The 14,271-nt window shown below is 38.3% G+C and carries 16 protein-coding genes and 1 pseudogene; 6 read left to right on the top strand and 11 right to left on the bottom strand.

Annotation, left to right across the window (positions count from 1 at the left end; translation table 11 throughout):
- Positions 1-3 precede the first annotated feature (3 nt).
- The 9 genes from CF394_RS16075 to CF394_RS08535 all read right to left on the bottom strand — a co-directional run bounded on the left by CF394_RS16075 (position 4) and on the right by CF394_RS08535 (position 9,071).
- Entirely contained in the window at positions 4-1,191 is a 1,188-nt protein-coding gene (locus CF394_RS16075; protein ID WP_243370764.1) for a restriction endonuclease subunit S, read from the bottom strand.
- The gene (locus CF394_RS08570) at positions 1,181-2,773 is read right to left on the bottom strand and encodes a type I restriction-modification system subunit M (RefSeq protein ID WP_094942977.1); all 1,593 of its coding nucleotides are present in this window, start codon (positions 2,771-2,773) and stop codon (positions 1,181-1,183) included. Before CF394_RS08570 ends, CF394_RS16075 begins: the two co-directional genes overlap by 11 nt.
- 336 nt (positions 2,774-3,109) lie before the next feature.
- Positions 3,110-4,864 (bottom strand): ATP-binding protein, encoded by a 1,755-nt coding sequence (locus tag CF394_RS08565; RefSeq protein WP_094942976.1) that lies wholly within the window; start codon positions 4,862-4,864, stop codon positions 3,110-3,112.
- A 13-nt stretch (positions 4,865-4,877) separates the two neighbouring features.
- Positions 4,878-5,894: an SIR2 family protein gene (locus CF394_RS08560; RefSeq protein ID WP_094942974.1), complete on the bottom strand. Its 1,017-nt coding sequence runs from the start codon at positions 5,892-5,894 to the stop codon at positions 4,878-4,880.
- A gap of 78 nt (positions 5,895-5,972) precedes the next feature.
- Positions 5,973-7,199 (bottom strand): HNH endonuclease, encoded by a 1,227-nt coding sequence (locus CF394_RS16070; protein WP_094942973.1) that lies wholly within the window; start codon positions 7,197-7,199, stop codon positions 5,973-5,975.
- A gap of 149 nt (positions 7,200-7,348) precedes the next feature.
- On the bottom strand, positions 7,349-7,573 hold the full coding sequence (locus tag CF394_RS08550) for a hypothetical protein (RefSeq protein WP_094942971.1): 225 nt from the start codon (positions 7,571-7,573) through the stop codon (positions 7,349-7,351).
- Positions 7,573-7,896, bottom strand: coding sequence for a YbjQ family protein (locus CF394_RS08545; protein ID WP_094942970.1), 324 nt, complete (start codon positions 7,894-7,896; stop codon positions 7,573-7,575). The genes CF394_RS08550 and CF394_RS08545 overlap by 1 nt, the downstream gene beginning before the upstream one ends.
- Positions 7,897-8,053: 157 nt before the next feature.
- Positions 8,054-8,530, bottom strand: coding sequence for a DMP19 family protein (locus CF394_RS08540; RefSeq protein WP_094942968.1), 477 nt, complete (start codon positions 8,528-8,530; stop codon positions 8,054-8,056).
- Positions 8,531-8,615: 85 nt separating this feature from the next.
- Positions 8,616-9,071, bottom strand: coding sequence for a hypothetical protein (locus CF394_RS08535; RefSeq protein WP_094942967.1), 456 nt, complete (start codon positions 9,069-9,071; stop codon positions 8,616-8,618).
- A 180-nt stretch (positions 9,072-9,251) separates the two neighbouring features.
- Here CF394_RS08535 and CF394_RS08530 point away from each other — a divergent pair, with 180 nt between their 5' ends.
- Entirely contained in the window at positions 9,252-9,794 is a 543-nt protein-coding gene (locus CF394_RS08530; protein WP_094942965.1) for a sigma-70 family RNA polymerase sigma factor, read from the top strand.
- Complete coding sequence (locus CF394_RS08525) at positions 9,779-10,666, top strand: helix-turn-helix domain-containing protein (RefSeq protein WP_094942964.1); 888 nt, start codon at positions 9,779-9,781, stop codon at positions 10,664-10,666. The genes CF394_RS08530 and CF394_RS08525 overlap by 16 nt, the downstream gene beginning before the upstream one ends.
- 81 nt (positions 10,667-10,747) lie before the next feature.
- On the opposite strand, the gene CF394_RS08520 is transcribed toward CF394_RS08525, so the two are convergent.
- Together CF394_RS08520 and CF394_RS08515 are read right to left on the bottom strand one after the other, a co-directional pair.
- Entirely contained in the window at positions 10,748-11,206 is a 459-nt protein-coding gene (locus CF394_RS08520) for a hypothetical protein (RefSeq protein ID WP_094942962.1), read from the bottom strand.
- Positions 11,207-11,282: 76 nt separating this feature from the next.
- Positions 11,283-11,657 carry a hypothetical protein gene (locus tag CF394_RS08515; protein WP_133079816.1) on the bottom strand — a complete coding sequence of 125 codons (375 nt, stop codon included), beginning with the start codon at positions 11,655-11,657 and terminating at the stop codon, positions 11,283-11,285.
- 221 nt (positions 11,658-11,878) lie between these two features.
- Here CF394_RS08515 and CF394_RS15785 point away from each other — a divergent pair, with 221 nt between their 5' ends.
- The 4 genes and pseudogenes from CF394_RS15785 to CF394_RS08495 all read left to right on the top strand — a co-directional run.
- Complete coding sequence (locus tag CF394_RS15785; RefSeq protein WP_165767512.1) at positions 11,879-12,028, top strand: DUF2207 domain-containing protein; 150 nt, start codon at positions 11,879-11,881, stop codon at positions 12,026-12,028.
- A 15-nt stretch (positions 12,029-12,043) separates the two neighbouring features.
- Positions 12,044-13,411 (top strand): sensor histidine kinase, encoded by a 1,368-nt coding sequence (locus CF394_RS08505; RefSeq protein ID WP_094942958.1) that lies wholly within the window; start codon positions 12,044-12,046, stop codon positions 13,409-13,411.
- 125 nt (positions 13,412-13,536) lie between these two features.
- A pseudogene (locus tag CF394_RS08500) lies at positions 13,537-13,707 on the top strand (ABC transporter permease); the annotation flags it as partial.
- A gap of 114 nt (positions 13,708-13,821) precedes the next feature.
- The coding region (locus CF394_RS08495; protein ID WP_133079815.1) for an IS110 family transposase at positions 13,822-14,271 on the top strand (450 nt) is incomplete at its 3' end.

Here is a 14,271-nt window from a genome sequence, read left to right as displayed (position 1 = left end):
TATCTACACAAACATTTTTTGTAAGAATGCTTTTTTGGTTTCTTTTAACGATGCTAATTCTTTTTCGTGGAGTTCGATGGTTTCGTCTAGTTTCTTGAAGAATTCACCTATTTTCTTTTGTTCCTCTAAATCAGGCACTAATAGCGTAAATTTTGAATACTCCTGTGCATTAACACCTGGCTGTCCTGACCTTTGGGAAGTCACTTTTATAAATTCTTTATATTTAGTAGTGAGAGTGTTCTGGAATATAAATTCAGCATCAAATTCTTCTTTAATTCTTGCCCTGATTAAAAATCCTGCATAGTACACTCTTCCATCTTTATTGTTGTATATATAGGTTTTCCCTACACTAGCTCCCGTACGAGCAAAAAGAATATCTCCTTCATTCAAAATATAATTATTTGCTAAAGTGAGATCAGTATTAGGAGAAGTTAAAGTATCTGTGGAAAACTTATGAGAACTTTCATCTATATCAGTTATCCTAATATATTTGTTTTGACCATCATATTTTTTAGCACTAGCGTTTAAACCATATTCGAAACTAGAACTCATTTCATTTAGACTTAGACCTATCCAATCACCTTGAAACTCCGCAAAACGAACTTCGGGCACAGTCTCTCCTTTTTTTGGAAACATTTTTTGCAAGAAACCTTGTTTCGTTTGTTTGAGGGTGTCGAGTTCTTGCTGATGGAGATTGATAGCCTTTTCTATTTGATTGAAAAATATCCCTATTATAATTTGCTCATCAAGTTTTGGTATCACCAATCTAATTTTTTTCAAAACTTCAGCGTTTAGTTTTGCCCTGCCTCCACCTACTAAAAATGAAGATATATTCATTGATTTCATTCTAAATGTTAAGAATAAATTATCTATCTCATTTATCTTTCCTCTTACTACATGTGCATGATTATTAACCCATATATCTCCATTAACATATTGAACTGGATAATTATAAATATTATTTGCTCCGTCTTCAGCTATTAGGACAAATTCTCCTTGATGAGTAAATCCTTCAACAAAATCCTGAATTCCGTTTGCCCCATAATAGGGTACCTTACCTTTTTTTCTTTCAGAGGCTGTAACAGGCACTCTCAAATTATTGAACATGTTTACTTTGTCCTTAAAATTATAATACTTCCAGTCCTCTAAAAAACCATCAAATCTTATCACTGGCTTTTGTTTATTCTCCACGCTTAAACACCTCTAATGCTCCTTGAATCCACTCCGCATTCTTTTCATCATATTGAAGTGAGGAAATCATTTCATAGAGACTCGATTCAAGTTCAGCTTTTTCTTTACGGATGTCTTTGATACTTGCACCGATTGTCGCCATGTCGACTTCTTCTTCCTCTTCAAACGTGTCGACATATCTTGGAATGTTCAAATTGAAGTCATTCTCTTTGATCTCTTCAAAGCTCGCGACATGAGAATACTTTTCAATGCTTTCACGATTGCGATACGTCTCCACGATCTTATCAATGTTCTCTTTTGAGAGTTTGTTTTGATTCTTCCCTTTGATAAAGTCATTACTTGCGTCGATGAATAGCACGTCACGTGTCTCGCGATCCTTCTTCAAGATGATGACAGTCGTTGGAATCGATGTCCCGAAGAACAGATTGCTTGGAAGACCGATTACTGCGTCAATGCTTCCGTCTTCCAAGAGCTTCTTCCGGATGACACCTTCTGCAGCTCCTCGGAACAAGACGCCATGCGGTAAGACGATTGCCATCGTTCCGGAATCTTTCAAGTGGTAGTAACCATGTAATAGGAACGCAAAGTCTGCCTTTGATTTTGGTGCCAGTTTCCCGTAACGGTTGAAACGTGAATCATCTAAGAACGTATCGTCTGCTGACCACTTTGCTGAATACGGAGGATTCATTAGGACAGAATCGAAAGTATAAGGCTCGTCTGTTGGCCAGTCCTTGTTCAACGTATCCCCATTACGCAAACGCATGTCTTCTTTATCCACACCATGAAGAATCAAGTTCATCTTCGCTAAATTGAATGTAGTCGTGTTCAATTCCTGACCATGGTATTTCACGCTATCGGGATAGTTGATGTAGTTACGAACGTTCAGCATCAAAGAACCAGATCCCATTGTTGGATCGAACACGCTAAACAATTTCTTATCTTCTTGCCCCATTGCAGCAATACGTGCCATCATGTCCGATACTTCGTGAGGTGTATAGAACTCTCCCGCTTTCTTACCAGCTTCAGATGCGAACTGACTGATCAAGAATTCATAGGCGTCTCCGATAACGTCCCCACCGTGCCCCATCAAATCAACATGGTTCAATTTCTTTAAGACTTCCGTGATGGTAATATTGCGTTGTTGGTCATCTGAACCTAATTTTTTCGATTTCAAATCGACGTCATCAAATAGACCATTGAATTGGTCAAACTCAGATGCTAATTGAACAAAAGCTTTGTTAAGGTCGTTTAGTTGGAATATGTTTTGCTGGGCTTGCGCTGCCAACACATTGAATAGATATTCCGGTGCGATGACATACCCTAATGTATCTACTAAAGTCTCAACTAAATCATCCTTGATTTCCTCGTCGGCCATCAATCCAGCAAACAGTTCTGTTTGTTTCTGTTGGGTGTCGTATTGTTCTAATGATTCATCCGCAATGACCACGACTTTCTCCAGTTGTTTATCAGAAAGATATTTATAAAAGATTAATCCAAGTAAGTAGTTCTTGTATTCAGACGCATCCATCTTGCTGCGCAGGTTATCTGCAGCACTAAATAGTTTTTGGTTCAAAGTAGACATTTTATTTCCTCGTTTCTTTTATTGATACTGACTATGTAAATTCATTGAATTGCCAAATTACTCTTCTTAATTCAAATAGAAATTACTGAGCTCTATTTAAGAATAAGAAAAGGTAATCTATGTATATTATAAATCAACTTAAAGTTAATAACATGAGAGATTTGTTAGAGAAGCCTGTACATTTCTGTATAAATACTCTTCACAAAATAAAAATAGCTCCCAAAAGAGATTTCAATTTAGAAGATGACTTCTATTATGAAATAATTTTTGGGAGCAAATTTAACTTAAATGTTAGTAAACTATGGTTAATTAGTTTAATAATTTCAGATTATCTTTCTATTCTTGAACAACCGATAAACTTTGTATTCTCCATGAGTGTACAGCATCTTTAACAGAATTCCTTTTATCTGTATTTTTCCATTCATCCCAAAAATCAATCGTCCCACTATTAGGTTTATTAATTGGTTCTTTAATTTTCACCTTACTAGGTAATAGGCTGGCATCCCCAACTATCAATGCCTCTCCTCTGTCGAGTGTTGGCAATAATTCTGTGAAATTCCCTAAATTATCAGGCAATAGCCTTTTTATAACACTTTGATCTTCAGCATTGGATAATCTCATTGCAACAAAATTGTTACATTGACTTAAAATAGTCTTGTTCACTTCAGAGGGTCTTTGACTAATAATCACAAGACCAACTCCATATTTTCTTCCTTCTTTTGCAATTCTTTCAAAACTTCTCTTCGCTGAATTACTATTTGCTGTTGCATTAGTAGACTCAGGTATATATAAATGTGCTTCATCACATAATAACGCAATTGGATGACGTTCTTCTTTCCTAGTCCATTGTTGTAACGAGAAAATAAGGGCTGATATTCTTCCAATAACTAGGGGTAAAATATCCGATGGAACTTCTGAAAGGTTGATTATCTTTACTCCTCCCTTGTTAGATTCTAAATTGGATCTTCCTGACATTAAGACAGTCGAAAGATTATCCATCCACTCCCATTCAAAAACGGTAGCAGAGGGGTTCATCATGAAAGCTACTCTTTTATCAGAAATTTTATTCTTCAAACGTGAAATGAACCTCGTCAATTTCCCATAAAATTCCCCTTGTTTTAGACCTCTACTACCTTCAATCATTTCTGTGTCCAAAGTTATCAGTTCTTGAAGTACTTCTTGAAGGCTATAAGGAATCGGGCTATCTATTGTAATACTTTCCAACATCTCTGCTTTTCCAATGCTATTCAAGTATGCTTCTTTTGCACTCATAACTGCTCTTGAGAGAACCATCGATTGATTTGGAGCATTTTGGTCCGAACGATCTACTAACATTTCAAGCATATCTTCATAACTTAATAACCAATATGGAAAATAAAGAACGCCATCAGCAATATCTTTTCCGCTACCAATTTCAGTTGGTCCAGAAATTTTAAAATGTTGAATTCCATCATCGACTGAAGATTGATATTCTCCATGCAGATCAAACAAAATTGCATTCGAATTTTCAAGTTTTGCCACTTGCTCTAGTAGACTTGCTGTAGTCCAAGATTTCCCTGAGCCTGTGCTACCAACAATTACAGCATGCCTTTGAAAAAATTTATTAGCATCCAAATAAGCTACTGCATCTGTATCCAAGCTATAGCTACCTAAACTTAAAGCACTATCAATATCGCCTGCTTGACTAGAAATAGCATTCATAAATGAAGTAAGAGTTTCTCCATCAATGGGATAACAACATGCATCTATTTCTGGTACTGTTTCCAGTGTTCTTCTGAATACATTTGATTCCGTTAAATACCTATCAAACAATGTTCCAATCAACGTAATCTTAACTGAATTATTTTCTCCTGGGTATTGAATGTCTTCATGATCTTCCGTTAATCTATCCTCATTTGCAACTTTACGTACAATTTTGTTAATCAATCCAATTAAATGTTGACCTGCTTTACTACTTTGGAGTGCTACTAGTCGATTTACCTGCATACTCCTTAATTTTTCTACATTTTCGACATTTAATATCACGCTTGCAGTATCTACAGATATAACCTTCCCTAATGAATCCGCTGTATTGTAATTAAAAATCCCCATTATCTTCCTTCTCTCAAATAATTATTTTTAACAACTCTTCTAAATTCCATAATCTTTCAGCTACATCAATTTCACTTCTATCAGCTTTGATTATTTTAGATCCTGTACCATTCTCTTCTATACCTATTACTTTTCCTTTTTCATTACCATATACAAATGATTTTGCTTCTTTGGTTAATGTTTTCGATAGTATCAAGATAGGTGTTTTTGAGTCTCTCATTCTAGCAAACAGCTTGGGTTGAATGTGATTGTCATTAAATCCAAATCCAATAATAAGTATTGCTTTCGACTCATCGAATATTTTATCAACCTTCGTTATTAGAGTTCTAAATGGCTCATCATGAGTATGTTGATATTTTGCTTTTCCAGGAGTGATCATGACTGGTTCGACATTGTAATAACCTTCTGAACCATCAGGTAAGGAAATAATCTCATCCTGTCGAGTTACAAACCAATCCAGAGAACCGTGTACTTTTAGTACCTCAACTTTATTTTTCAATGTTGTATTTATATTACCTAGTGGGTTAAACCATTTAATATAATTTCCTTCGAACCCTAAATGTTGCTCTAACTTTGCATGATCTATTGCATATTCAACCAATCTATCATAATTTGTTGTTATCACTTTAGAATTAGGAGAAGCAGCTGTATTCATAAAGCTCAGTAATTCACTTAAAGGTAAGCTGATTTCTCTATTTAAGATTTGACTTCTTATCTCTAAGTCTTTTTCTAGTATTAAATTTCTGGTTAATAATATGATGTCTCTATGTAGCCTTTCAGTTATCGGAACTTCATGTAATGCCGCTTCTAAACCCACTCCTTCTTTCAAATAGCCTTCAAACTGTTTCCAAGCTTCCATTTCTTCCTCTAAAGGCTGAATGTTTTTCAATAAGTAATCTGCAAGTTGAGGCATACCTGGCATACCATATGCCATAGATGCACCACTACCTATAACAATAGTCGGGACTTTAGATATGCAATCTTGGATAAATCTAATTATTTCAATATGATCATTCACAGAACTGCTCATAACGATTTTAACTCCTTACTCACAAAATTATTTTGAAAACGAACTTTATAATATTGAGAATTTCTCATCTAATAAATCCTATAGTAATAATAAATTGCGTAACTCCACCACACTTAAATACATACCATTAATTTTCCGATGCAACATCGCATGACAGTTCGGACAAACCGGAAGTAAATCGTTCGCTGGATCCACTTGATATTCCTCTTTAATTTCAGAAAGTGGAATTAAATGATGCACATGAATAAATTCCTTCGCCACTTCCCCATAAACTTCTTCTAAGTTTGTTTCACATACTTGGCAGTTATAGCCGTAAATCTCAATACACTTTTGTCGCGCCTCTAGATTTCGTTCGTATTTGTTTACAAGAATTTTATAAGCATGTCCCTCTTGATATTGTTCATTAACTTGATCCGGGAATGATTGTGTCATCTTGTCTTCTTCCAGATAGTTGTCTAAGTAGGCTTTCAGTTCCTCATTTACTCTTCGTGGACCTTGCGGATAAGAGCTCAAGCCATTTTGAAGTAAGTGCTCTAGCGAAAGAAACTCACTATCTGATTTTGTCACTAATCTAAGACGAGCAAATTTTTTCGACTGCGATTCTATATGGAACTCTTCCTTTGTCCAAAACTCTTTAGAGTCATACGTTTCTAGAAAAGGAATATCGATTTTTTCAACAACCGTTTTGAATTTCACTTTCTGCACTGGACTCGAGACATAAATATAAATCGTGTCGCCCACCTGAAACTTTCCACTCTGGCGCCAGTCCACATAGTCACTTGTTGCAAAGGCAGATGTGACATCAAAAACTTTTTCACTTGCCGAAATCAACCAATTTGTATAAGTTTCCTGATTAGAGATAGTTTTTACGACACTATTCCCACTCTGTAAGTCTTCTAGCCAATAATAGCGAGGCCCCGTGTTATTTGTTTCTGGATGCGGTGCATGTAGCAACTCGATTTTTTCTGTTTCTGACAGGATCATGAAAGTGTAATTTGTATTTTCATCAAATCCAAAACCGGTTTTTCTAGCTTCTATGTAGTTTTTGACTCTTTGCTCTTCGGATGGTGTAAGATTCTCTTGCACCTCAATCAACTGGCTACCTGTAGGAGAGATGTGAAATTTTTTATTAACAGTGTAGACTGTTGTCATATTCCCACCGTTTTTTTGTCTAAATGTGATGTATTTTGAATCTTGATAAGCGTAAGATCTAGATTCTGGGAAGGCATGAATATAGTAGGTTTCAATTAATTCAAGAGTTCCTCCAGCTGGGACAGATAACACTTTTTCTTTGCGCTGACTCATTTAATGATTCCTCCTTAAGTTGTTCGTTGCAATAAAAAGTTCCTAGGGAGTATTTCACTAATGAAGTTAACCTTTAATTAACCAACCCCAGGGGTTAATTCACTAATAAGAGTTAGCTTCTAAATGAAATCTTCCCTGGGAACAATCATTCATTCTTCCTTATAAAACCGCTCCCCCGTTCCCGGATTAAAGTAGACCACTAACTTCTTCTGAGTGGTCGGATCTATCGAGACCTCATTCGTGCGTTCAAATCCTTTTGGAACGGATTGGCCGTGTTTGTTTTTAAACCGCTTATCCCAAATGAGCCAAGAAGCTACAGCAATTACGATAATGACGAGGAGTTGCACTCCATAAAAGCCTAAAATCCATTCCATTAAAATTTCTTCTTCACTTTCACAGCAGTTCCGTAAGCCACGATTTCACTCATGTTTTGACCGATTTCTCCTGAATCGAAGCGCATCATAACGATGGCGTTCGCTCCCATGTATGTAGCGTTTTGCACCATGCGGTCCATCGCTTGCTTGCGAGCGTCTTCTAGCATTTCTGTATACTGATTGATTTCTCCTCCCAGCAATCCCTTAAACGAAGCCATGATGTCCTTGCCCAGCCCTCGTGCGCGAACTGTTAGTCCAAATACTGGACCCAGTACCTCAACCACTTCGTAGTTTTCGATTTTTTCTGTAGTGACAATAATCATGTGAATCTCTCCTTTTTTGTTGTATTTAAATTTATGCTGATGCAGAAGGAAGTATTTTTCTATATCACTCCCATTCCATCTCCACGATAACTAGCAGAGGTAAAAATTAAAAATTGCATAATTCCATTTCACAGCCTCTGCTCTTCTCGCACCTCTATCATCCATCTAGAACCGTCATCAGATTTTGGTAATTTTCCTCACAGAACGTTTCTAAATATTCTTGTAGTGAAGGCTCGCAGGAATAATATGACTTATCTGCAGCTGCGAGCTTTTCATAAAAATAATCTTCCTGCTTGGATTGTTCCTCCACTTGAAGGTACAAGTCCCATATTTTTTTACCATACTGTCTCACAATAGCAGCGTGTTGATCTGCTCCAATTGTTTGAAGCGCCTTTTCTGTATCTTGTAAAAATCTTTCGTCCCCATATTCTTTAATCACTTGGTCCAAATGATAGAAGTAAGCTTCATGTCCTCCAGATTCCATTTCAAAGAAATAAGAGTAGGCGAACCAAGCCGTCTTAGGAGTGCCCTGATCAGGCGGTACACTATTCTCTGTCACTGCTTCGATACAGGCGTTCCATCGGTCTTGGTGTGTTGCCAATTGGTTCTTATGAATTTCGATAGATTTCCACATAGAGTTCCCTCTTTTCAGTTCTGATAAATTTTATTGTCACTTCTTCTCTCATTTCATACTTTGAAATTTTCCCTGGGAACCAGTTTCACTCCCATTCCATCTCCACTTCCTGGACTTTTCCTTTGCCGTCTTTCCATGTAACAGTCGTTACAAGATCCGAGAGGATTTCTAGTATTTCTTCATCACTGAGTCGCTTCGTATCAGGCAGTCTTTCATATTCCGAACTGATTATGAGGGGATTTTCGTAAGTATAAGCTTTTTGACTCTTCATTTCTGAATTGCCTATTGTGTAAGGATAATCTGATTGAAATTCAGTGGATAAAGTAATTTCTTTTAAAGTGATGGGCTCCTTCGCATATAGATCTTGAGTTAATACCCAGTCGTCGTTCTTTTGTTTGTTAACTCTGAATTCCAGACTCCAAGTTTCGTTGGAGACACCATGAATCAACTCATAAGACTTTGAAGCTGCGTATGTATTGTTAGCAATAATCCCCACGATAACTAGCAGCGGTAAAACAACGATCGCATAATTCCATTTCACTGCCTCCACTCCTCTCGTCCTATCTTATAGTTCTCTTCTTTACGTACTAGTTCTTGAAATAGTTCCCAAATCCTTTTTTATGATGAAATTCCTAGGTGAGAAAAGCCACTTCAATTTATTTCGAAAAAAGTGAAAGTATTTGCCGTCTTCAATCGTTATATATGTAAAGAGGTGGAATGCATGGAAGAATCGAGGAATGATGTACCGTCCCAACACGAGTGGCACGACGCCCTTATGGACGAGTACGGACTTGAAATGACAAAGCTCGCTTATACATATGTGAAAAGCTGGCCGACAGCACAAGACGTGGTGCAGGATGTTTTTGTAAAGGTCTATCATCAGTACGAGCGTCGCGAAGCACTTTATTCTATGAAGGCTTGGTTGATTCGACTAACCATCAACCAATCAAAGGATTATTTGAAATCTTCTTGGTTTCGCCGTGTGATTAGATTGGAATCTCTACAAATCGAGAAGACAACTAAGTCGGCAGCTCTGGATATGGAGCAACAGCAATTCAATGAGCAGCTGAGCCAGGCGGTTCTCGCATTAAAGCAAGAGTACCGCGAAGTCATTTTTCTATTTTATTACGAAGAGCTGACGGTTCCGGAGATCAGCGAGATTTTGAAAGTAAAAGAAGCCACATTACACAGCCGATTGCGTCGTGCGAAACCCGTGCTGCAAGAGAAGTTGAAAGGAGTAGAAGAGTTATGGAGAACGAATTGAAGTCGTTAAAGGCCGCTATGGATGCAACTGTATTCAAAGATGCCGATTTTGATAGCAGCAATAAACAAGGCGTTCGAAAAGCACTATATAAGAAAAAGAGACGCTCCTTTTCACTTGCACCCTTGGTAGCGGTAGCTGCGCTCTTCCTTGTTGTACTGATTGGCATGAGCGCTGTACTACAAAACGAGCAGTCAGCGGCTCCCGAACCTCCCCCAGAGACCCACATTTTTGAGGGGATGATTTTTCAAGGGCAAACGAATTCTGGAGACTCGCTACAGTTTATTGATGGCAACTTGACTATCTTTACTGATCCAATGATGAGCGCGGTTCGACCTTGGACGGACCCAGATGATGCGTCTTCAGAACAGGCTAACGAAACCACGTATTCAAAAATTACTGTAGTGCGTGAAGATTCCTTATTCTCCGTGTACAGCGATGGAAACTTGGTTTTCACCTTGACTCAGACAGCTCCTCGGATGTTTGAAGATTCTAGTGGTAACGTCTACGTGACCAATCAGTATATTGAGGAAGCAGACTCTCTCACTGCTCGCGTGGAAGATTTTGATTTAGGTTTTAACATTGATGGTGGACAGATTTTTGGGAATAACGTGAACGGTATTGTTATTTATATGGGGAATTTGGGGATGCGAAACGGAAATCTATCCGTATTAGATGAGTTTTTGCTTGAAAAAGGCTATAACAGTACAGACTCCATTTACTTAGAATTTCCAAAAGCACAGATCGTAGTGGAAGGATCAATGTATACCGTTCACTTGAACGATGAAGAGAGTCTGGAGTTCGAAAAGGTTGGAAAGCGCATTATAAAAGATGCAAACGGGCGTGAGTATTACTCGAATGATACACTTGAATAGCTTGGACTAAAAAGTTCCCAGGGAACATCTCAACGAAGAAATTATCTTCTAAATTGAAACCTTCCCTGGGAACTAGTGTGTCTACAGCTTCTTAATCGTCGGCTGCACATTCGCCAACACATCGATAAAGTAATCATCTGTGATATACAGGTGGTGCTCGAGTGCAGCGATTTCAAAATCTGGAATGGAGTCGTCTATCTTTAAGTACTCCTCTAAATATGAGGAGTTGGCTACTTTATAAAATGTATGATTGTATTTGGAGAGTGGTTGACCTGACTCTTTCAAATTTCCGATAAAATCTCCAATCCGCTCTTCTAAATCATGACGAACAACTTCTAAATGAATGCGGTGTGCACGGATTGGAAAAAAGAACCTCTCCGTTCGCTCGTAAATGAATTGGTAGCGGTTATTTTCAGGACCTACAGTCAGCCGTAATTCTCCATCAAATTCGAGATTCTCCAAATACATCGGCTTCATGAATCGATCAAATACTTCCCCATCTAAAGGAATCCATCTTACTAATTGCCCTTTTTCCTGCATAGTTTCACCCTTCATTTTTTCAACATTATCGATCAACCTAAAAAAGTCCATAATAAATGATTCACCAGGGGTTGTTTCATACTAGTTTTCTAGTTCGGAAATAATACGCACTGTAACTTATTAAAGAGATTACTCCTGCAAGTAACGAGACAAAGAATCCGATTTGTACCGTTTCCATGCTAAAACTGATGTCCCAGCTCGAGACGTTCAAGATCTCTGCGAAGAAGATGAACTGTATGATGGCGAATAGAGGCAGCGAAACTAAGATGCCTAGGATCGCTTTCGGATTAATTTCTTTAGAGACCATATACAGAGCAACTGGAGTCACTAGCAACATATAAATACCCGACCAGTGGTTGAGCCCATTCCCACTTACAAATTCGATCTGAACCCATTCGAAAAACAGACCAATCATTGTCATTGTAAGTGCCACGAGTGTAACTAGTTTCAAACTCCTCAACGAAACCAACACCTCTCCGATTCATTTCTTCCATCGTAATCTCATTCCCTTAAAAAGTAAATAAAAGTATAATCATACATTTCAGTTCCTAAGGAGCAATTTCATCTATCCGAAACTTCTCGCTTCTTAATTCGTAAAGAAGAACTAAGAGGTGATTTCGGATGAAAAAAAACTGGATTAGATCTTTCATAGTCACATTGGTGCTCATAAGCATGTTTCCTTTGCAAGCGATAGCCATCGACTTTGAAATTGAAACGGTGCGGATCGATGCACAGCTGAATGAAGACGGTTCTGCTTCTATTACAGAGCGCTTCACGTATGCGTTCGAAGAAGATTGTAACGGTTCGAGGAGTAGGGTATAGAATTGAGGTGACAAATTGACTCTTTACGTAAAATTCGTATGGTTTACCATTCTTACAATGTTTGTGAGTAGTTTGATCTCTTTCTTCGCCATGAACATTTATTATGATATGTACTTAAAGGCAGAGAATAATGCAAAAAATCTTGCCATAGCAAACAGTATTGCACTTTCAACCAATGGCAACTCATTTAGTTCCGCTGAGGATACCTTTCATCTTCTTGGCGATGTAGGGTACCAGCTCTACCTTACAGATGGACAGACAGTTTTTCGTTACGGAGGTACCTTCCGAGAGGAGAATTTAGATGATCATGAGATCCAAAAGGTTTTGGATGCGGAAACATTCAACGGTATTCGTGATTATCCCCGAGGATTTTTGGTAACGGGTTTTTTCACTAATGAACTTAAAAACAGTGTGGGTGTAAATATTGAGATTGATGAGAAAGATTATGCTCTCTTCTTACGGCCAAACATCAACCTGCTTTTCCAAGAACTCCACTATCTATTCGGGGGACTTGCGCTTGGTATCATCTTTTTGAGTTTTATAGGTATGCTAGTCGTAGCGCGTTTCTTGATCCAGCCCATAACCAAGTTAACTGATGCTATAGAGAAATTGGGGGAGGAACGTTTCGACGTACCTTTATCTATTCACAGAAGCGATGAAATCGGGCGTTTGGCAGATCACTTTGTACGGTCTCGAAATCGAATTGAAGAATCTATCATTCGTCGTAAAGAATTCGTCCACAATGTTTCGCACGATATTCAATCCCCTCTCCATACAATCCAGAGCCATCTGTCGCTTCTTCAAAAACCTGAGCTTGGAGAAGATGACAAAAGAAAATACATGACTATTATTCAAAGTGAGACCGCACGTCTTTCTTCGTTGACCACCCAATTATTGACACTCGCCTCCTTTGACAAAGAATCGATTGAATTGATTGAAGAGGTGGATATAAGCAGACAGTTAGAAAACATTCTCTCCCATTTACGTTATGCCTTTGACAAGAAGGAATTGGGTGTCTCTGCGCATTTTGAATCAGTTACTGTAAGGGGGAATGCGGTACTCTTAGAAACCGTATGGGAGAATCTGCTGATAAATTCTATCAAATATAGTGAGCCAGGCGGAATAATTGAAATCACTCTATTTGTAACTAACCAAGAAGTCATCGTTACTGTACAAGACGAAGGTATTGGAATGACAGAAGAGGAAGTGGCGCGGGCATTTGAGAGGTTTTATAGAGCTGATAAGACGAGAGACCGTTCAATTGAGGGCTCTGGACTTGGCTTATCAATCGTCAAAGAAATCATTGATCTACACAAAGGCTCCATAGAAATTGACAGCACTCCAGAGATTGGGACAAGTGTACGAATTCACTTGCCTCTATAAATAAAATTTAATGTTAGGTTCAGTACCCTAGGAACAAGATATAAATAGGAATGTAAAGTAGTGTTCATCTTCCGTTCACTTAACTCCTTTACGATAGAAGTATCGTATAAATAGGAGGTAAGAAAATGAACCTTGCATGGAAAGAAATAAAGAAAAATAAAGTCAGATTTACTATTTTGGGATCCATCGTATTCTTAGTCAGTTTTTTAACGTTTATTATTTCTGGACTGGCTAATGGCTTGTCGCAAGACAATGCAGCTTTAATCAAAAACTTACCGGAAGGGTATTTCTATATGGAGCATTCCTGTTAGAAGGATTTTCGAGGCCTTGAATTAAAAAAAGCCCTCTTTTATGATGATTGAGTGGTCACCCGATAAAATGACCCAATACACATAAGAGAGGACTATACAATGAATTCTAAAACGAATGAAAAGATTAATCAAGTCTCTGAAAAGACATTGGTCATCGGCATCGGCATCGACATCGCCAAGCGGACACATTTCGCCTGTGCAGTCGACGACCGCGGACGTGTGCTCCAGAAATCCTTTGCGTTCACCCAGTCTCGGAACGGCTTTGAGGTGCTCTACACACGCATCATCGCCCTCAAAGAAGAACATCTGAAACAAGATGTCATTGTCGGTTTTGAACCGACCGGGCACTATTGGATGAACCTGGCGGCCTTTCTTACCGACCATGGCATCCCCTATGTGATGGTCAATCCGATGCACGTCAACCGATCGAAAGAGCTGGATGACAATCTACAGACGAAGAATGACAAGAAGGATGCCGTCGTGATTGCGCGACTGATGCGAGACGGGCGCTTCAACTATCCTCGGATCTTGGAAGGGATTNAGGCTGAA

This window comes from Tetzosporium hominis (genome assembly GCF_002265435.1).
Lineage (GTDB): Bacteria > Bacillota > Bacilli > Bacillales_A > Planococcaceae > Chryseomicrobium > Chryseomicrobium hominis.
Note: the sequence above shows the minus strand (reverse complement) of the source record. Positions and strands in the feature narration are given on the sequence as shown.